The organism is Marinilactibacillus kalidii (assembly GCF_017599325.1).
Taxonomy (GTDB): domain Bacteria; phylum Bacillota; class Bacilli; order Lactobacillales; family Carnobacteriaceae_A; genus Marinilactibacillus; species Marinilactibacillus kalidii.
In genome coordinates this window covers 41,668-61,897 of record NZ_JAGFVM010000026.1, presented here as the reverse complement: position 1 = coordinate 61,897, position 20,230 = coordinate 41,668, and the positions used below count along the sequence as shown (strand labels likewise).

General features: G+C 39.4%; 19 protein-coding genes and 1 riboswitch. Of the genes, 16 read left to right on the top strand and 3 right to left on the bottom strand.

Translation table 11 applies throughout. The annotated features are described in order from the left end of the window. Positions 1 to 42 precede the first annotated feature (42 nt). Complete coding sequence (locus J5J05_RS05935; RefSeq protein ID WP_208559750.1) at positions 43 to 984, bottom strand: AraC family transcriptional regulator; 942 nt, start codon at positions 982 to 984, stop codon at positions 43 to 45. Between the two features lie 131 nt (positions 985 to 1,115). Between J5J05_RS05935 and J5J05_RS05930 the strand changes: the two genes are divergently transcribed. From J5J05_RS05930 to yicI, 4 genes are all read left to right on the top strand, one after another. Then, positions 1,116 to 2,396 (top strand): ABC transporter substrate-binding protein, encoded by a 1,281-nt coding sequence (locus J5J05_RS05930; RefSeq protein WP_208559749.1) that lies wholly within the window; start codon positions 1,116 to 1,118, stop codon positions 2,394 to 2,396. 60 nt (positions 2,397 to 2,456) lie between these two features. Next, positions 2,457 to 3,323, top strand: a complete 867-nt coding sequence (locus J5J05_RS05925) for a carbohydrate ABC transporter permease (protein WP_208559748.1) — start codon at positions 2,457 to 2,459, stop codon at positions 3,321 to 3,323. An 83-nt stretch (positions 3,324 to 3,406) separates the two neighbouring features. Beyond that, positions 3,407 to 4,198, top strand: coding sequence for a carbohydrate ABC transporter permease (locus J5J05_RS05920; RefSeq protein WP_244244637.1), 792 nt, complete (start codon positions 3,407 to 3,409; stop codon positions 4,196 to 4,198). Between the two features lie 11 nt (positions 4,199 to 4,209). Then, a complete protein-coding gene (gene yicI / locus J5J05_RS05915) occupies positions 4,210 to 6,474 on the top strand; it encodes an alpha-xylosidase (RefSeq protein ID WP_208559747.1) in 2,265 nt (754 codons plus the stop codon). A 320-nt stretch (positions 6,475 to 6,794) separates the two neighbouring features. Here the strand turns inward: yicI and msrA are convergent, their stop codons facing one another. After that, on the bottom strand, positions 6,795 to 7,610 hold the full coding sequence (msrA, locus tag J5J05_RS05910; RefSeq protein ID WP_208559845.1) for a peptide-methionine (S)-S-oxide reductase MsrA: 816 nt from the start codon (positions 7,608 to 7,610) through the stop codon (positions 6,795 to 6,797). A 181-nt stretch (positions 7,611 to 7,791) separates the two neighbouring features. Further along, positions 7,792 to 7,881: riboswitch (TPP riboswitch) on the top strand. A 116-nt stretch (positions 7,882 to 7,997) separates the two neighbouring features. Between msrA and thiW the strand changes: the two genes are divergently transcribed. From thiW to J5J05_RS05875, 7 genes are all read left to right on the top strand, one after another. After that, positions 7,998 to 8,498: an energy coupling factor transporter S component ThiW gene (thiW, locus tag J5J05_RS05905; protein WP_208559844.1), complete on the top strand. Its 501-nt coding sequence runs from the start codon at positions 7,998 to 8,000 to the stop codon at positions 8,496 to 8,498. After that, positions 8,485 to 9,300 carry a hydroxyethylthiazole kinase gene (thiM, locus tag J5J05_RS05900; protein ID WP_208559746.1) on the top strand — a complete coding sequence of 272 codons (816 nt, stop codon included), beginning with the start codon at positions 8,485 to 8,487 and terminating at the stop codon, positions 9,298 to 9,300. The genes thiW and thiM overlap by 14 nt, the downstream gene beginning before the upstream one ends. After that, complete coding sequence (gene thiE, locus J5J05_RS05895) at positions 9,297 to 9,932, top strand: thiamine phosphate synthase (RefSeq protein WP_208559745.1); 636 nt, start codon at positions 9,297 to 9,299, stop codon at positions 9,930 to 9,932. The genes thiM and thiE overlap by 4 nt, the downstream gene beginning before the upstream one ends. Before the next feature lie 22 nt (positions 9,933 to 9,954). Continuing rightward, positions 9,955 to 10,623, top strand: a complete 669-nt coding sequence (gene tenA, locus J5J05_RS05890) for a thiaminase II (protein ID WP_208559744.1) — start codon at positions 9,955 to 9,957, stop codon at positions 10,621 to 10,623. Positions 10,624 to 10,809: 186 nt separating this feature from the next. After that, positions 10,810 to 13,170 carry an HAD-IC family P-type ATPase gene (locus J5J05_RS05885; RefSeq protein WP_208559743.1) on the top strand — a complete coding sequence of 787 codons (2,361 nt, stop codon included), beginning with the start codon at positions 10,810 to 10,812 and terminating at the stop codon, positions 13,168 to 13,170. A gap of 245 nt (positions 13,171 to 13,415) precedes the next feature. Further along, on the top strand, positions 13,416 to 14,351 hold the full coding sequence (locus J5J05_RS05880; protein WP_208559742.1) for an ABC transporter ATP-binding protein: 936 nt from the start codon (positions 13,416 to 13,418) through the stop codon (positions 14,349 to 14,351). Then, complete coding sequence (locus J5J05_RS05875) at positions 14,344 to 15,114, top strand: ABC transporter permease (RefSeq protein WP_208559741.1); 771 nt, start codon at positions 14,344 to 14,346, stop codon at positions 15,112 to 15,114. Before J5J05_RS05880 ends, J5J05_RS05875 begins: the two co-directional genes overlap by 8 nt. A gap of 69 nt (positions 15,115 to 15,183) precedes the next feature. Here J5J05_RS05875 and J5J05_RS05870 read toward each other — a convergent pair whose 3' ends face one another. Then, complete coding sequence (locus J5J05_RS05870) at positions 15,184 to 16,752, bottom strand: Nramp family divalent metal transporter (protein ID WP_208559740.1); 1,569 nt, start codon at positions 16,750 to 16,752, stop codon at positions 15,184 to 15,186. Between the two features lie 284 nt (positions 16,753 to 17,036). Between J5J05_RS05870 and J5J05_RS05865 the strand changes: the two genes are divergently transcribed. The 5 genes from J5J05_RS05865 to add all read left to right on the top strand — a co-directional run bounded on the left by J5J05_RS05865 (position 17,037) and on the right by add (position 19,981). Then, a complete protein-coding gene (locus tag J5J05_RS05865; RefSeq protein WP_208559739.1) occupies positions 17,037 to 17,462 on the top strand; it encodes a MarR family winged helix-turn-helix transcriptional regulator in 426 nt (141 codons plus the stop codon). Then, positions 17,459 to 18,088 (top strand): nitroreductase family protein, encoded by a 630-nt coding sequence (locus J5J05_RS05860; RefSeq protein ID WP_208559738.1) that lies wholly within the window; start codon positions 17,459 to 17,461, stop codon positions 18,086 to 18,088. Before J5J05_RS05865 ends, J5J05_RS05860 begins: the two co-directional genes overlap by 4 nt. A 16-nt stretch (positions 18,089 to 18,104) precedes the next feature. Beyond that, complete coding sequence (locus J5J05_RS05855) at positions 18,105 to 18,392, top strand: putative quinol monooxygenase (protein WP_208559737.1); 288 nt, start codon at positions 18,105 to 18,107, stop codon at positions 18,390 to 18,392. A 1-nt stretch (position 18,393) separates the two neighbouring features. Continuing rightward, positions 18,394 to 18,756: a DUF1304 domain-containing protein gene (locus J5J05_RS05850; protein ID WP_208559736.1), complete on the top strand. Its 363-nt coding sequence runs from the start codon at positions 18,394 to 18,396 to the stop codon at positions 18,754 to 18,756. Positions 18,757 to 18,982: 226 nt separating this feature from the next. Next, positions 18,983 to 19,981, top strand: a complete 999-nt coding sequence (gene add, locus J5J05_RS05845) for an adenosine deaminase (protein WP_208559735.1) — start codon at positions 18,983 to 18,985, stop codon at positions 19,979 to 19,981. The last annotated feature ends 249 nt before the right edge of the window (positions 19,982 to 20,230 follow it).

Here is a 20,230-nt window from a genome sequence, read left to right as displayed (position 1 = left end):
GAACCTCACTCGTTGAGGTTCTTTTTTTTGCTTTATTTTTATTCAAAGCAAAGTAACATTACTTGGATTTTTTCTATAGTTAGAAGGGGTCATTTTCGTTTCTTTTTTAAAAAGACTCGTAAAATAATTTGAATCTTCAAAGCCTGTTTCCAAAGAGATATCAATAATTTTTAAATGAGTATTCAATAGTAGATATTCAGCTTTTTTGATTCTCATCCGATTGAGATAGTTCACAAAGGTCATTCTAAAATATTTTTTGAAAAATCGACAAAAATGCTCTTTGCTAAAACCGATGTGGGTACTGATTTCTTCTAAAGTAATCTTGGTTTGATAGTGTTCTTCAATATAGAGAACGATTTTTTTGCACTTATATGAATCAACTTCATCTTTACTATCAGCGTAATGATCGTGACGATGTAAATGATCTTTATTGAGATACAAATTTTTTATAAATAATAATAGATTTGCTTTCAAGGATAATTCAAAAAATGGCTCTTTTACTACGAATTCATCGATGATCTTACCGACGAGCTCTCTGAGCGTTTCGATATTCGGTAAGTTGTGAGAAGCATGAAGAATATATTTTGAAGGGAATGCTAATAATGAATCGATGTAAGACTGTTGAATGAGGTCTGAAAAGTGGCTTTTAATAAAAAATGAGTCGAAGACGATAGCAAAGAAGGCACAAGCAGAGTGCTTGTAAGAGATTGCCCCATGCAGTTGATTCGGCGGAATAAATAAAATATCTCCTGTATTTCCAATGTAAGACTTTCCCTCGATTTCGACAATCATTTTCCCTCGGGATATATATAGAATCTCCATTTCTCTATGCCAATGTGTATGGATCATATTATTTCTATATTTATCATGATTTGTAAAATGTACAGCAACTGGAAATAGACTCTGACCATGCTCAGCAAGTTCGTGTAATGAACTGTCGATATCTTTTTCACTTGGATTCGGCGTAAAAAGATTTTGAGACATGTATATTCCTCCTTTTAAGTTATTCGTGAAATATCAATATAGCAAGGTTATTTTACTAAGATAACGATTACATGATACCGCGTGTATCAATATAATCAACGTAAGCTATATTAATCAGGAGGAGATTATCAATGAAACAAAAGTCAATGTTTTCTATTCTTGCGCTTACGGTTTTACCGACACTCGTTGGATGTGGCAGTTCAGATTCAAGTTCCTCTGATGAGGACAGTGTTACGTTAGAAGTGTTCAATATCAAGACGGAAACAGCAGAACAAATGGATGCGCTCGTAGAAACCTTCGAAGAAACACATGAAGATATTCAAGTTAATATGACGACCGTTGGGGGCGGAACGGATGCGACAGCGGCATTGCAATCGAAGTTTTCGTCAGGAGATGAACCGGATATTTTTATGCTTGGTGGATTAGCTGACGCGCAAACATGGGAACATAAACTGTATGATGTTGGCGGAATCGAAATAGCAGAAAATGCAATTGAAGGTACACTAGAAGGTGCGACTTTAAACGGAACAGTCTTGGGTGTACCTATGAATATCGAAGGCTATGGTTGGTTAGTCAATACGGAGATTTTTGAGAAGGCGGGTATCGATGTCGCGTCTATCCAGTCTTTTGCTGACTTTGAAGCAGCGGTCCAAACATTAGACGAACAAAAAGCGGAGTTAGGGTTAGATGGTGTATTCGGTTTTAGTGGTGGAGAAACATGGGTATCGAGTCAATTCAGTTCGAATTTTTTTGCACCAGAATTTAATAATAGCTTGAAAGAAGCTTATGAGGGAGAAACTTTAGAGCTTACTTATGCTGATAGAATGAAAGAATATGCTGACATGGCAGTGGAATATAACGCTAGACCGTTAGAAGCGATGGATTACAGTACTTCCGTAGAAGAACTCTTTGCGAGCGAAAAAGTTGCGATCATCCATCAAGGAAACTGGATCGTGCCGACTTTGAATAGTTTAGATGAAACGTTTGCTGAAGACAAATTATCAATTGTGCCTATGTTTGTAGAAGATGATACAGAAGGTAAGATCGTTGCTGGACCTGCTTGGTACTGGGGAGTGAATAAAGATAAAGATCAAGAAGTCATCGATGCTTCTATCGAATTTTTAAATTGGATGTACACAGATCCAGAAGCGATGACCTCAATCATAAATGATTTTGAATTTATTCCGGCATATACGAATTTCTCAAGTGACGACATAACAGATCCTTTGTCAAATGAGATCTATACCTATTTAAATGATGGGAACACAGTTCCTTGGGTTCATAATTCCTATCCGGATGGGTATGGACAAAATACCTTTGGTGTCAATTTACAAGCATATGCAGCTGGTCAAATATCCTGGGATGAGTTCACATCTACATTGATCGATACATGGAATGATGAGAGAAAATAGAACGGATAGGCAGGAAGTTTTTTTCCTGCCTATAAAGGACAGATTCTAGGAGGACTTTGAATGTTAACCAATCGCTCGAAATCATTTTGGATCTTACTAACACCAGCAATAGCTGCGTTGGTAGTCGTATTATTCATTCCATTAACAACAGGAATGTACTATTCCCTGACCGATTGGAACGGGAATACAGTCGGTGAATTTATTCAATTTGATAATTACATCCGTGCCTTTAAAGATGAAGGGTTTATAGACAGTTTGATATTTACCGCTAGTTTCTCTTTTCTAAGTGTCCTATTGATCAATGTAAGTGCGCTAGGACTTGCAACACTGGTTACGCAGAAGTTAGGAAAATGGAATACCTTATTTCGTACAGTGTTTTTTATGCCGAATCTTATCGGCGGAATCGTACTTGGTTTTATTTGGCAATTCATATTCAATAAAGCGTTTGAAAGTATAGGGAATCTAACCAATATTGATTTCTTCAAAGGATGGTTGGATACTCCTGAAACGGGCTTTTGGGGTCTTGTCATTTTATTCGTCTGGCAGATGAGTGGGTACATGATGTTGATCTATATTTCATTTTTAAACAATATACCAGAAGAAATATTAGAAGCAGCCGATATGGATGGCGCCTCACCGATGCAAATTTTTATTAGAATCAAATTGCCAATGCTGATGCCAGCATTTACTGTGACTTTATTTCTCACATTATCAAATGCATTCAAATTATATGATCAAAACTTGGCTTTAACACAAGGTGGACCATTTAATTCGACACAAATGACAGCGATGAATATTTATAATGAAGCTTTCTCCATGAGAAATATGGGATTTGCCCAATCGAAAGCAGTCATTTTTCTGGTCATCATTGTGATCATTTCAGTCATTCAAATCTCGGTAACGCGTAAAAAGGAGATCAGTGCATGATGAATAGAAATAAAGAACAAACGAGTAAAAAAAAGTTCAAAGGTTCTGCCATAAAAAAGCAGCGAAGTAGAAATAAAGCGATCATGATTCTTATCGGTATAGCAGTATCATTGGTATGGTGCTATCCATTTTTCTTGATTATCATCAATTCCTTGAAAACAAAAGCAGAAATATTTCAAAACACATTAACTTTGCCGTCAGGACTCAATGTCGAAAATTATACGACAGCCTTTGAACGATTAGATTTTATTAGAAGTGCAGCCAATTCTTTATTGATAACAGTAGGGTCACTAGTGCTGATTGTGTTTGTTTCTTCAATGGCTGCCTATGCGCTATCAAGAAACACCAGTAAAATGAGTTCGATCCTTTATTTCATTATTGCGATCGGCTTATTGATTCCGTTTCAAGGCATCATGATTCCACTCATTTCATTATTCGGTAAAATCAGTATGCTAAACCGACCGGGATTAATGATCATGTATCTAGGTTTAGCGACAAGTATGTCTACTTTTCTGTACTTTGGTGCACTAAGAGGGATACCGAAGTCGTTAGACGAAGCAGCTGTGATCGATGGTGCGAGTACATTTCAGATTTACTGGAAAATCATCCTGCCACTTTTAAAACCAACTACGGTTACAGTGGTTGTCTTAAATTCGTTATGGTTCTGGAATGATTACTTATTACCATCGCTAAGTGTCAATAGAGAAGGAATGTACACCATTCCGCTGAAGATGTTCTACTTTTTTGGAGAATTCAATAAGCAGTGGCATCTGGCTCTAGCGGCATTAGTTATGGTTATTCTTCCAATCATCCTATTGTTTATCGTACTTCAAAAACACGTTGTAAAAGGCATATCAGATGGAGCAGTCAAGTAGGAGGAAAGTGAATGAAATTTACCGAAGGCTATTGGTTGGTTAAAGAAGGCTTTAACTTGAATCATCCTCAAGAAACAAGAGATTTCAGGTGTGATGATAAGGGGCTAGAGTTATTTTTACCGTACAAAAAAATTGAAAGACGTGGAGACACATTGAATCTGGGGTTAACGACTTTACGGTTCGAATCTCCCCAAGAAGATATTATCAAAGTCAGATTGACGCATCACGATAAACCGCTTCTTCAACCCAGCTTCTCGATTTCTGAGACAGCGCATCAGATCACCATTGACACAACGTCTGACGATCATTATCAGTTTAAAACAGGCGCATTGGAAGCAATCGTTCCTAAGACAGGGGCGTTTAAAATCGATTTTTATGGAGATGGTCAATTACTGACATCCTCAGCGCACAAAGCCCAAGCAGAAATCAAATCTGATGATGGAAAGCACTATATGAGAGAGCAGCTTTCTCTAGATCCTTATGAGTATGTATATGGAACTGGCGAGCGCTTTACCCCTTTTATAAAAAATGGTCAGTCTATTGATAGTTGGAATGAAGATGGCGGGACAGGCAGTGAGCAATCCTATAAAAATATTCCTTTTTACTTAACGAACAAAGGATATGGTGTGTTTGTCAATCATCCAGAAAAAGTATCGTTCGAGATTGGTTCTGAAAATGTATCACGGTCACAGTTCAGTGTAGAGGGAGAGACGCTCGAATATTTTATTATCTACGGACCAGATTTGAAAAGCATACTGAAAAAATATACTGATTTGACTGGAAAACCGGCGCTACCGCCTGCTTGGTCATTTGGACTCTGGTTATCCACTTCCTTTACAACCGATTATAGTGAAGAAACGGTCATGCATTTTATTGAAGAAATGCAAAAACGAGACATTCCTTTTGATGTGTTTCACTTTGATTGTTTTTGGATGAAAGAATTTGAGTGGTGCGGTTTTGAATGGAATAAGGCGTTATTCCCCGATCCAGGAAAACTCATTGAGCGGATTCACAAAAAAGGATTAAAAGTATGCATGTGGATCAATCCCTACATTGGACAGAAAGCGAAAGTTTTTAAAGAATGCAAAGAAAAAGGCTATTTTATCAAATCGAAAGATCATGATGTGTGGCAATGGGATCTGTGGCAAGCTGGTCAGGGCATAATCGACTTCACGAACCCTGAAGCAAGAGAGTGGTATAAGCAACAGCTCAAAGGATTGATCGATTTAGGCGTAGATTCGTTCAAAACCGATTTTGGAGAACGAATCCCAACGGATGTTCTTTATGATAACGGCGCTGATCCTGAGAAAATGCACAATTACTACGCCTACTTATACAATGAAGTTGTCTTTGAATTGCTAGAAGAATTGAAAGGAGAGGGACAGGCAGTCGTTTTTGCGCGTTCTGCTTCAGTAGGTTCGCAGAAATTTCCTGTACATTGGGGTGGAGATAATCTATCAGAATATGCTTCTATGGCTGAGTCTTTAAGGGGCGGACTTTCTTTTGTATTATCAGGATTTGGGTTTTGGAGCCATGATATTGGTGGATTCGAAGAAAAAGCAGAACAAGATCTGTATAAACGTTGGACACAGTTCGGACTTCTTTCCACGCATAGTCGCTATCACGGGAATATTGAATACCGTGTACCTTGGAATTTTGGGGAAGAAGCAGCCTTAGTGAGTCAGAAATTCTCAAAATTAAAGAACTCGTTGATGCCTTATATCTATTCGGAGGCTGTAGAGACTGCCAAAACGGGTGTCCCCATGATGCGCCCGCTTATATTAGAATTTTCAAAAGATTACACAACCCATACGATAGACAAACAATATATGTTTGGTAAGAATCTTATGGTGGCACCCATCTTCAATGATAAAGGTAAAGTAAAGTTCTATCTTCCAGAAGGGACTTGGACCAATTATTTGGATAATACGACACTTCAAGGTGGACAGTGGCATGAAAAGACCTACGACTATTTCAATTTACCGCTGATGGTGCGCCCAAATAGCTTGATCATTGAAGGAAATACGAACACAATGGCTGAATATGATTATTCTAGTGATTTGACCGTGCATGCTTTTGAGGTTACAGAAAGAGTTGAAGCAATCGTAAACGATAGTAGCGGAAACTATATTGGGAAAGTAACCATCACCCCAGAAAAAGATTGTTACGACGTTCAGGTAGAAAATCTCCATAGAGTACGTGTCCTGTTCAGAAATAGAGTGATTGAAGGGATGGAAGCGACGCCCGAGGGTTCTTTGTTTTTATTAAATGAATAGATAAACTAGTGTTATAAATCATAAGTATTGTGGTTGAAACATAAACAACTGAGAAGCCAAAACGACTTGAAGAAAATCCACCAAACAAGGATCAATATCCTCGATTTGGTGGGTTTTACTTTTAAGTTACTTAACTGAAGTTTTTCTGTTCAATCAAGTAATGATCGGAGTAGTTAGTGGATGATTAAAAGGAAGTATTCAACTGTTTTCATTTAAACACGTCACCATCAAGGTAGTTTTGATGATGAAAGGACAGTCAAATGTTTGCTGAGTAATAAGCCGTGGGCATAAAAAAGCCTTAAACAGCTTCTCGATTAGTCTTACTTGAATCTAGAGCGGACCTTTCCAAGCAACCGCTGAAAAAATAAAAACTGTCGACGCGATTGTTCTAGCTTTTTATAGCGTTTACGATTTTTTTTATAAAATTGCTGGTGATAATTTTCTGCTGGCCAAAAGATGCTGGCTGGCTCAATAGCAGTTACGACTGGTTTCGTATATTTTTTGGAATCAATGAGCTGTTGTTTAGAGACTTCTGCGATTTTCCGTTGATGCTCGTTGCCATAAAAAATAACAGGACGATAACGTTCACCGCGATCTGCAAACTGGCCATGTGCATCAGTAGGATCTGTCAGCTGCCAGTAAAGTTCTACAAGATCAGCATATTGAATGCTGCGGGTATCAAAAATAATTTCCACAGCTTCCACATGTCCTGTATAATCGCCGCTGACTTGGTCATAAGTTGGGCTAGCAACCGTTCCACCAGTATAGCCGGATAGAACAGATAGAATGCCATCGTGTGTTTCGAAGGGTTCTACCATACACCAGAAGCAACCACCGGCGAAAATAGCCACTTCTTGATGTGCTTGGTCAATAACAGTATGATCATCCATATCAAATGTCGTCTCAACGGTTTGATTGCCTGTGATCAGATTATAAAAATCCATCACATCAGGCGTGAGATTACCTCTTAAAGCCAAAGGGCGCAAATCAGATTCAATTTTCGATAAATGGTTCTCCAGACGACTGCCATCTTCCAATCGGTTCTTTGTCTCTGAGAGAAGTTTACGCTCCCAATCACGTGTGGCTGGATTGAGGATCAGGTTGTAGATGGTGTTAATCAGTTCATGTTGATCTATTTGCATGTCTCCACCGCCTCGTACAAGATTTATTCATTCAATCAATCTTCTTTCGTACATAGTATACAACAGATTCTCTAAAAAGCGATTCAGGCCATTTCGTGAGCATCGATCACTAGATGTTTTATTGAAAACCTGCATAGAACCATCAAAGAAAATATGCTATACTCTAATCAATTGAAAAGAACATTTGGGGTGCTATTTGGCTGAGATTATACCCATTGAACCTGATACAGTTAGGACTGGCGCAGGGAAATGTAGTTGTAAACGGACATGATGCAATCGTTTTATACGAATGGCATGATTCCGTTTGTCTTAGACCACACTCCTTTTGCTTTTCGCAGGAAGGGGTTTTTTTACGTGGAGAAAAATCGAATCCACAAGCTAATGTTATTGTCATTGATGATCGCATTGGATGTTGTTTTATCACCATTGATGCGAATCGAAGGGATGGCACCGATGTCTAGTGTCATGAATATTATTGCTGGGGTACTGTTGGGCCCCTTATATGGTACCATGATGGCGCTCATATGTGGCTTGATCCGGATGTTGTTGTTTGGCATTCCGCCATTGGCTTTAACAGGCGCGGTATTTGGCGCATTTTTTGCAGGCATGCTTTATAAGCTAGGCGGTAATATGTATTGGTCGATGGCCGGAGAAATTATTGGAACCGGCATTATCGGTTCACTCCTGTCATATCCTGTGATGGTCTGGTTTACCGGAAGCCAGCAAAATTTCTATTGGTTTATTTATACACCGAGATTTGTTGGCGCAACACTGATTGGCTCAGTAATCGCCTTTATGGTGCTTGTCAAATTAAAAGAAACATCGATTTTCAAAAGATGGCAGAAATTGTTTAATGGAGGAATGCTTTATGGAACAAAATGATGCACTGAAAACACTTTTTCCACTGAAACAGGCACCGCTTGTTCAGTGTATTACTAATGAAATCACTTGCGAGTCCATGGCCAATGCTTTGTTGTATATTGGCGCAAAACCCATCATGGCAGACGATACAAGAGAATTTGAGCAACTATTCAAACAAACGGATGCGCTACTCATCAATCTAGGGCATCTATCGGAAAAACGTCAAGAAAGTATGATAGAAGCAAGCCGGTACGCAAGAGTAGTCTCGAAACCAAGCGTCGTTGATTTGGTAGGGTACGGTGTCAGTGATATTCGTAACCAAGTCAGTCTCTCGATCGTTGAGAACCAGCCAACAGTCGTGAAAGGTAATACATCAGAACTAAGAAAATTCTGTCAACTGGCGAGTCGCGGACGCGGTGTAGACGGCGATACATTGGATCAAAAAGAAGCTAGTTTGAATGAATTGATCGACGCATTAAAAGAAATCAGTAAAGATTATTCCAACACGGTGTTTCTAGCGACCGGACCAAAAGATGTGGTCGTCTCGGGTGAACGCGTTGCGCTACTTTCTAATGGTGTAGAGGAACTTGATCGATTCACGGGAACGGGAGATATTGTCGGCGCCTTGATCGCAGCACTCCTCGGAGACGGACAAGAACCATTTGACGCCGTAATCGGCGCGGTCAGCTACTTTAACCTTTGTGGAGAAAAAGCTAAAATAAAAAGCGAAGGATTAGCTGAGTTTCGTTTTCAAACATTGAACCACTTATCTTTACTGATGGCAGAAAACTGGGTTGAATCCGTGAAAGGACGAGAACAATGAAAGAACTGACACTTTATTTAGTAACCGGAAGATATGATTTTGATGACGAAAGTTTTTTGAACGTCATCAAAATCGCTTGTGAAAATGGCGTAACACTTGTTCAACTGCGTGAAAAAGAAGCATCCACACACGACTTTTACAGACTAGCTCAAAAAGTAAAAGAGCTAACGGATCGCTTTGACGTTCCTTTAATTATCAACGACCGAGTCGATATTTGCTTAGCGGTTGATGCAGCAGGCGTTCATATCGGTGATGATGAATTACCGATAACGGTCGTACGTAACCTGATTGGGAAAGATAAATTACTCGGTGTTTCTGCAAAAGATGTCGACCGAGCGAAAGAAGCTGAAGAAGCGGGCGCCGATTACCTTGGTGTCGGTGCAATCTATCTGACAAAGACGAAAGACGATCCACAGCCAACATCGATTGAAACCTTGAAGAAGATTGTATCGGCTGTTGATATTCCCGTCGTAGCAATTGGTGGACTAAAAGAAGCGAATATCGATTCTTTACGTCACACCGGTATTGCGGGTATTTCTGTTGTCTCAGAATTGATGCTGACAGAAGATGTTGCTCAAAAAGCACAACGCTTAAGAGCATTAACAGAAGAAATCGTTGCATCACATAACTAAAAATAGCTCAATGGAGGTTTTTATGTCTTTTACAACAATGGCAAAACAAGCAGCTTTAGCATCATGGGAAGGTAGTTTTAACCACCCATTTATTAAGGAATTACAAGCAGGGACACTGGATAAAGACATTTTCCGCTATTACCTGATTCAAGACCATTATTACCTGAAACATTTCAATGAACTCTATGCATTGATTGCTAAAAGTACAACGCATCCAGAATTAAAAGCATTATTGATGGAAAATGCTAAAAACTTGGCATTAGGTGAAATCGCCATTCGAGAAGACTTTTTTTCTGAATTAGGAATCACGGATGAAGAAATCGAGCATACACCGATTGCGCCAACAGCGTATCACTATGTTTCTCATATGTACCGACAACTCATTGAAGGGACGATCAACAGTGCAGCTGCGAGCATGCTGCCTTGTGCTTGGTTGTATCAAGAATTGGGAGACACACTGATCACTAAACAGTCGCCTGTCCCCATTTATCAACGTTGGATTGAAACGTATGCAGGGGTTGAAGCGCAAGAACATATTCAACAGGAGCGAGCGCTACTGGACGAACTGTATGCAGCAAGTCAGCCAGATGAGCAAACGCAGATGATTGAAGCCTTTGTCATCAGTAGTGAAATGGAATTAGCTTTCTGGGAAATGGCTTATCAAAAAGAGCAATGGTATAAAAATCAATAAAAGTAAAAAGAACGACCCTTTTAGTCATAGAAGGGTCGTTTTTTTGTACAAAAGATAAGGATAATCGGTATGATGAAGATACTTAAAAAACTAGGGCTTTAGTCCGAGGTCAAATAGAAAAGAACGGCGTATGCTATAAAAGATAGCGTATTTGTACAAGCTTGATGTACATAAGGAGAAGATTGGATGACAAAAAAGTCGAATTACCCTGGATTGAGTTACGCTGAAGTAGAAACGCGAAAAGTCCGAGGCGAAAGTAACGAAGCTTTACCGCCTATGACCAGAAGCTTTAGACAGATTTTTTTAGAAAATAGTCTAACCTTGTTTAACTTGATCAATATTATTATTGCGGGATTTGTTATTTATACCGGTAGTTACAAAAATTTACTGTTTCTAGGCGTGATTCTTGTCAATACAGCAGTAGGGGTCTTTCAAGAATTACGTGCCAAGAAAAACATTGATGAATTGACCCTGTTGAATCAAGCAAAAGCAACAGTCATTAGAAATGGTCAGCAGGAAGAAATTTTACAAGAAGAAATCGTTAAGAATGATTTACTCGTCATCAAGCGTGGTCAACAAATCGTGGTAGACGGTACCGTGATACAAACGACTGGTATAGAGTGCGACGAATCGCAACTCACAGGAGAAGTTGATCCTATACTAAAACAAGCAGGGGATGCCGTTTATTCAGGTAGTTTCGTCGTTAGTGGTCAAGCCTTATTAGAAGCAACGAAAGTCGGAAAAGAAAGCTATAGTTCTAAGCTGACGCTTGAAGCAAAAGGTGAAAAGAGTATCTATAGTGAACTGCTACAAACGATGAAGAAAGTGATCCGTATTCTTACATTTGGGATTATTCCGATTGGAACAGCTCTTTTTATGTCTAGTTTACTGAGTGACATGTCTGTAAACCAAGCGATTCTTGGTTCGACTGCAGCGATGATCGGTATGATTCCAGAAGGGCTGATCTTATTAACGACGGTAGCGTTGGCTGTCGGTGTGATTCGCTTATCAAGAAAAAAGGTACTTGTCAAAACAATGGGATCAATAGAAACGTTGGCACGGGTTGATATTTTATGTCTGGATAAAACCGGTACGTTAACAAGTGGGGAACTGAAAGTCTTACAGACGAATATTACTGGTGGATGGTCAGAAAGAACCTTTGAAGAGATGGTTGGTCGCTTTGCACATGACTTAAACGAAGACAATGCTACTGGATTGGCACTGATGGATGCTTTTCCGAAAGCTAAAGACTCATGGATCATGGCGAAGACGATTCCTTTTTCATCTGTTCGCAAATGGAGTGCTGTGGAATATGAACAGAAAGGTACCATCGTGATGGGGGCACCAGAATATTTATTTGACGCATTCACACCAGAACTCACAGAAAATTTACACCTTGCAACGAAAGAAGGACTAAGGGTTTTAGCCATCGCCACGAGTAAAGCACAGCTCGTAGGGCAAGACTTACCTGTAGCGCTGAAACTAGAGGGGATCATCGTTTTAGAAGACGAAATTCGTGAGAATGCACCACAAACGCTACAGTATTTTAAAGAACAAGCTGTTGAAATTTGTATCATTTCAGGCGATCATCCACAAACAGTCGCTCATATCGCGAAACGAGCGGGTGTAGAAGATAGTGATAAATTGGTGGATATGAGCCAGCTCGAAGAGCCAATCGATTATCCCTCTCTCACTAGAGAACATCGGATATTTGGACGTGTCAGTCCAGAACAGAAGCGTGCATTGGTTGAAGCTTTTCAAGCAAATGGTCGAACGGTTGGGATGACCGGAGATGGCGTAAACGATATTCTAGCACTCAAAAAGGCGGATTGTAGTATCGTGATGGCCAATGGAAGTGATGCGACTAAGGGTATCGCTGATTTTGTGCTACTTGATTCTAACTTTGATTCCATGGTTGGCGTCGTGCTAGAAGGGCGAAAAGTTGTCAACAATATTCAAAGAGTGGCGTCACTGTATTTAACCAAAACTGTTTATTCAATTTTACTAGCGGCACTCTTTATCTTTATCAGCTCACCGTATCCATTTCAGCCGATTCAGTTGAGCCCCATCAGTACATTAATAGTGGGGATTCCATCCTTCTTTTTAGCTTTAAGACCAAATGTTGAGCCCATCAAAGGCCGATTTTTCCAGAATATACTGGAGCCCGCTCTGGCAAGCGGACTGAGTGTCGTCTTATTTACGTTAACGATTTTATTTTTTGGCACTCGGATGAACTGGACTTACGAAGAAACCTCGACTATAACTGTTTGGATGACAGGCATCGTGTGTTTCGTTGTCCTTTATCATATCTCTAAACCAAGTAATTGGAAGATTCTGTTGATGATTGGGACACTTCTAGGGTGTTTCATAATTTTGTTTCTCTTTTTTGGAAAAGTCTTTTCCCTAGTGAGTTTATTCCAGTGGCACTTAGCACTCGTCTATGTTCCTTTGATGCTGGCTGTTGTACCGCTATTCTACTCATTAAAACAAATCATGCATCTATTATTGGGTAATCACCGCCAAGTCAGTGAAACAGCCATTCATTAAAGAGAAAGGACAGCTATAACTACGATAGAAGATCTTTCGATTCTGAAAGATCTTCTTTTCTTTGATCGATTATGAACATCAAATAAAACGGTTCTATTTTGAAGGAAGTCTGTAAAAAAGTAGAAAACGCATGTGATAATGGGTAAAATTAACTTACTAAAAATGAGAAAATACCTTTTTTTTATTTATTGTAAGTAAAACATGATAAAATAGGGAAATCACATCTATAAGGAGATCATGAGTAAATGACATACGCACTAGAAATAAAAGACTTGAAAAAAGTCTATGGAAGCGACGTTAAAGCCTTGCGTGGGATCGATTTAACAGTAGAAGAAGGCGATTTCTACGCATTACTAGGCCCAAACGGTGCCGGTAAATCGACTACGATCGGTATTATTACATCACTAGTCAATAAGACTGCGGGTAAAGTGAGTGTTTTCGGTCATGATATCGACTCAGACCTCGTTCGTGCCAAGCAACAGATTGGGCTCGTTCCACAAGAATTCAACTTCAACCCTTTTGAGACCGTTCAGCAGATCGTTGTTAATCAAGCAGGCTACTATGGTGTTTCTCGTCAAGAAGCATTGAAACGTAGCGAAAAATACTTGAAGCAATCAGATTTATGGGAGAAAAAAGATGTACGTGCTCGTATGCTTTCTGGGGGTATGAAGCGTAGATTGATGATTGCGCGTGCCTTAATGCATGAGCCACGTCTATTGATTCTGGATGAACCAACAGCAGGTGTCGATATTGAGTTGAGACGTGAAATGTGGACATTCTTGAGAGAACTGAATGAACAGGGAACCACGATCATCTTAACGACCCACTATTTGGAGGAAGCAGAAATGCTATGCCGCAATATCGGTATTATTCAATCAGGCTCATTGATCGAAAATACGAGTATGAAAGCACTTCTGGCTAAACTACAGTTTGAAACATTTATTTTTGACTTAGATTATTCAGATAAACAACCGGAAATCACCGGCTATCAAAGTTATTTTGAAGATGAACACACACTAGCGGTAGAAGTTGAGCGAAATCAAGGTGTGAATGATCTATTTGAACAACTATCGAGACAAGGTGTCAAAGTTCTTTCAATGCGCAATAAGTCTAATCGACTCGAAGAACTATTCTTGAAAATCACGGAAGAAAAACATCAAGTGGAGGAAACCAATGTTTAATCTTTATTTCACAGCACTAAAAAGCCTTTCAGTAAAAGAAACACATCGTTATCTACGCATCTGGATTCAGACGCTTGTACCACCTGTTATCACGACATCACTTTACTTCGTTATTTTCGGTAACTTGATTGGTGGACGAATCGGAGAGATGGAAGGCTTCTCTTATATGGAGTTTATCGTACCCGGTCTAATTATGATGTCTGTCATTACCAGCTCTTATGCTAATGTATCTTCTTCATTTTTCTCGCAAAAGTTCCAAAAAAATATTGAAGAACTATTGATTGCGCCCGTTCCGACCCATGTGATTGTTTGGGGGTTTGTTGTGGGTGGATTAGGAAGAAGTGTGTTAGTAGGGATATTGGTCACTGTTATCTCGCTATTCTTCGTTCCCTTACAAGTCTTCTCTTGGAGTATCATTGTAGTCACTTTATTGATGACATCGATTTTGTTTTCACTAGCAGGCTTGCTAAATGGTATTTTCGCACAATCCTTTGATGATGTATCGATTGTACCGACATTTGTCTTACAGCCGTTGACCTATCTTGGAGGGGTATTCTATTCTATTTCTGAATTACCTGCTTTCTGGCAAAATGTTTCTAAAGTTAATCCAATCGTTTATATGATTTCCGGATTCCGTTATGGTTTCTTAGGTATTATTGACGTACCCTTACTATTATCGTTAGGCATTCTTATTGGATTTATTGTTGTATTATATGGAACATGCTGGTATTTGATCGAAAAGGGTCGCGGATTAAGAAGCTAAGTAAATAAAAAAATTAAAGCTGATGCAAGACGGTTCCTCGTCTTTCATCAGCTTTTTTGATCATGCTATTTAAAGGGCAGCTTGATTAGCAATCAGTCGCTTGTTCCCTTTGTATAGCTCGATGATGGTCCAAGTGAGTAGAGCGAGGACCAGTAGAATGATGATATAAGCCGCTAAGTCAGCCATTGTCTTTTCGAAACCAGCGCTAGTAACCCCTAAAAGCGATTCTACTTGAGCAGGCAGACCGACTAAATCAAGACCCGTTAAGGCAATAACAGATAACCAGCCGAAGATTCTGACGATCCATGTATTTTTAAACTGCACCCCCATCTCTGCCTGACTGTCCGTTATCATAAGCAAAGGAATGATAGAGAAGGGCAAAGCAAAGGCTAGAAAAACCTGAGAATTGTTCATCAATGTATTCAGTGCTTCATGTTCATTAAGTGTACCTTGTCCACTGGTTATCCATACGCAAATCAGTACAGGTAAGACAGATAAGAGACGGGTGACTAGACGTCTTAACCAAATGGGCATTTTTAAGTGAATAAAGCCTTCCATGATCACTTGACCGGTCAGTGTTCCGGTGATCGTAGAATTTTGTCCCGATGCAAGTAAGGCGACGGCAAATAAGGTTGACAATAAGCCAGATTTTGCGATAGTGATAAGGAATTCGTTACTGAGGGTGGAAGGATCCGATAAAGCTTGATAAAGACCAAAAAATGATGGGTCCTTAACAGCACCCGTTTTAAACATTGCAACACCCATAACTAATAACAAAGCATTTACAAAAAAGGCAAGCGTCAACTGAATATTTGAATCCCATGTAGAAAAGCGGACAGCTTCCGCAACATCGGCAGTATCCTCGTGATTGATTTTGCGTGTCTGAGATACCGCCGAGTGAAGATACAAGTTATGTGGCATAACCGTCGCACCGATGATCCCTAGCGAACCGGATAGAGGGGTCTGCCCGCCAATAGAAGGCGTAGTCACAAATGTCTGTGTAGTTGGCACAAATCCTTTTAACAGTGCAGCCCAAGAGGGATTGGACAATGCAACCTGATAGACAAATACAAATAAGATTACAAAAATCAGACTAACGACCAGTGCTTCTATTTTCCTGAAACCAACTTTAGTTAACAATAAAAGGAGTAGGACATCGAAGACCGTGATAAAAACAGCAATCCCTAAGGGAATATTGAATAATAAATAGAGTGCAATGGCGGCACCGATCACCTCGGCAATATCTGTTGCCATGATAGCGAGCTCTGTTAGAATCCATAAAATAATCCCTAGTTTCTTGCTCGTGCGCGCACGAATCGCTTGAGCCAAATCCATCTGTGTAACGATGCCCAGTTTAGCTGCCATATACTGTAACAGCATGGCAATTAAACTCGACATCAAAATGACAGACATCAATCGATATTGGAAATTTTGACCTCCCGTAATAGAAGTGGACCAGTTACCAGGATCCATATAACCGACAGCGACAAGCGCACCAGGTCCAGAGTAAGCGAGTAAGGTACGCCAAAACCCTTTTCCTTTAGGAACAGAAACAGTACCATTTACTTCTTCTAAGGAAAGACTATGAGTGGCATGTAGCTTAGAATGTTTTTTAGTGTCCTTCGTTTTCGGGTTCATATAAAAGCACCTCTTTGTTTTGATCATACCTAGCTTACTCCTAATTAAGCATAAGCGAAAGAATAATTAAGGTTAACCTAAAAATAATTAGAAATTTTTGTTTGAGATAGCTTTCATGCAAACTATTTAAGTGAATCGTTAAATAATCATAAGCAAGTAACTGAATAAAGAAAAAAATTTCCGTTAAATAAATTGCGCACAACTATTTACTTTTATTAAGAGTTATATTATACTTGACTAGTCAATCGTTGACGCGTCAATGATGAGAGAAAAGGAGGACATTAGTGAGCTTAAGAGGGTTTAGCAGGTTACTTTATCAACTAAAGATAGCGAATCAGGAGCTGACATCCAAGTTTGAGAGAGAAACAGGGTTCAGTTTGACGAGGTATAAATTGATGATGTTCTTGAAAGAGACTGGCAAGTGCTCACAGACAAAGATTCAGTCCGAGCTTTGTATTGACAGTGCAGCTGTTACAAGACAGTTGAAGATTCTGGAAGAACAAGGCAATGTCATTCGAGAAAGAAACAAGGAGAACAACCGTGAGGTCTTTGTAGAGATTACTGAGAAAGCGAGAGAGGGTCTTGAGAGATGCGAAAAAGAACATTCTGAATCGCAGCACCCTTTATATAGCGCGCTTAGTAAAGAAGAAGAAGAACGATTAGCCAAATTGCTTCAAAAATTAATTAAACAAGAAGAGGGTTTAGCATGACAATGAATAACGATTTTGCAGATATAGCTTATAACAGAAAATCTATCCGTGTTTACGATGAAAATGTAAAAATTCCAAAAGAAGAGATGCTTGAAATGATCCAAAAATCAACGATTGCACCTTCATCTGTGAATATGCAGCCATGGCGTTTTGTTGTCGTTGAGAGCGATGAAGAAAAAGCAAAACTGAAACCATTGATTCGTTTCAATACAAGACAAAACGATACATCATCCGCAATGCTTCTTATCTTTGGAGATATGGAATGTTACGAATACGGTGAAGAAATCTATGATCAAGCTGTTGCAGAAGGCAAAATGACGCAACAAACAAGAGATGATCAACTAGCGGCGATCATTCCTTACTACAAAAACTTCACAAGACAAGAAATGAACGATGTCATTAAGATCGACTCAAGTTTAGCAGCGATGCAATTCATGTTAGTTGCACGTAGTTATGGTTACGACACAAACCCAATTGGTGGATTTGAAGCGGATCAACTAGCAGAAGCCTTTGGTTTAGACAAAGACCGCTACGTACCCGTTATGATTTTATCGGTTGGTAAAGCTGTAGAAGAAGGCTATAACTCCATTCGATTGGATGCAAAAGAATTCACAACGTTTAAATAAGAGAGGACAATAACCTATGAAATTAATTAATGCACAGTTTTTTATTAAAGAAGAAAAACGCGAGATCTTTTTATCAGACATCAACGAATTGATCGCAGAAACAAGAAAAGAAGCAGGTTGTGTAGAATATAATCTATATGAATCAATCGAAGAAAGAAATACCTTTATCATGGTAGAAGTTTGGGAAAACCAAGACGCTATCGAAGTTCATAACCAAAGCCCATTATTACAAAAACTATTCAACAACGTAGCAGACTTCAGTGCTAAAGCACCTGTTTTACGCGTTTCTGAATTAGGCGAATAAGATGGCAATCGTATCGATGATTTTCACGCTAATCGTAGCACTGGAATTTTTTTATATTATGTACCTTGAAACAATCGCGACGACTTCTGATACAACGAGTCGCGTATTCAATATGAATAAAGACGAATTAGAGCGCAAATCGACAAAGGTTTTATTCAAAAATCAAGGAATCTACAACGGATTGATTGGAGTTGGCTTGCTGTACAGCACCTTCTTCGCAACAGCTTCTCTTGAAATCACGAGATTGTTACTGATTTATATCATTCTAGTAGCCTTATATGGCAGTGTGACGAGCAGTAAGAAAATCATCCTGACACAAGGCGGACCAGCTATTATCGCGCTGATTACGACCTTGTTCCTTTAAATAAAAGACCGACTCCGCAATAACTGGGAGTCGGTTTTTTTGTTCGTTTCTCTGGTCAAATATCATCGTAAATTAAATGATCAGTGATTGATAGAGTTTTAGGTACGAACACTGATAGCGATTAAGACGTAAAATATCTGTTAATCGGTTGTTGGTTCTGGTATGATAATCATTAAACAATTATACGGCTAGCGGCGACGCTAAATGAATCAATCAGGAGGAAGAGATGGACAGAGCACGCATACATCAGTTACCTAAAGTAGAACTACACTGCCATCTGGACGGATCTGTCCCGATGAAATTCTTAAAAACATTAGCTAGAGAACATGGAATAGAAGAAAGTATCATGGATCAGGCGATTGCACCAGCAGATTGTGAAAATCTAAAGGATTACTTAGATTGTTTTGATGTGATTTTATCTGTTTTACAGACGAAAGAGAGTCTGACAAGTGCCACTTATGCAGTAGTTGAAGCAGCTGCAGAAGAGAATGTACAGTACCTTGAACTTCGTTTTGCACCTTTACTGCATCAGCAAAAAGGACTGACTGCAAAGCAAGTGATTAATGCAGTCAGCCAAGGCGTCATTAAAGCCATGCAAGACTATCCGATTTATGTGAACATACTGGTTTGTGCCATGCGCTACGATACTGAAGAAAAGAATACGCAACTTTACCAAGATGTCTTCGATCTGCAAGCAGACCATGTTGTGGGAATTGATGTCGCAGGTGATGAGGAACAGTATCCGAATGAATCTGTTCAAAAAGCAGTAACGAGCGCAAAAAATAAAGGCTTTCAGATTACGATGCATTCTGGAGAATGTGGCTGTGCACATAATGTCGTAACGGCGATGCATTTTGGTGCGAAACGAATCGGACATGGGGTGGCGATTGAAAACGATCTGGATGTAATGAAAGAGGTCAAAGCGCGCAATGTCTTACTGGAACTCTGCCCAAGCAGCAATATTCAGACGCGCGCGGTAAAGGATTGGTCGGTTTATCCATTGCGCCGGTTTATAGACCAAGGACTTGCGATCAGTATTAACACAGACAACCGTACAGTATCGAATACAACATTGACTGATGAGTTTTTGCAATGTGTAAAGCACTGTCAATTGACTGAACAAGAAATGGGTATGATTACACAAACTGCCATGCATCACGCATTCGCAGCGCAAACGCTAAAAAAAGAAATCCTCAAAACGATAGCCGTAGCGTATAAAATGTGATACAAATTTTTCGTTATAGAAAGAAAAAATTCAACGGCATCACCTAGAAATCGGCGAAGTACGCCCAGATAGTACTTCAAGTTTATTCGAAAGAAGCTAGAACGAAAGTCTCAGTCTCTTTTTTTTTCGATTTCTAAACGATTTGAAGGATGCGTTTGAAAGTTTTAAAAACTAGATAGAATTTCGAACGCATCGAGTGTTTACATTCGAAATTCTCGATAGTCAAGGTTATTTTTGCACGCATCACGC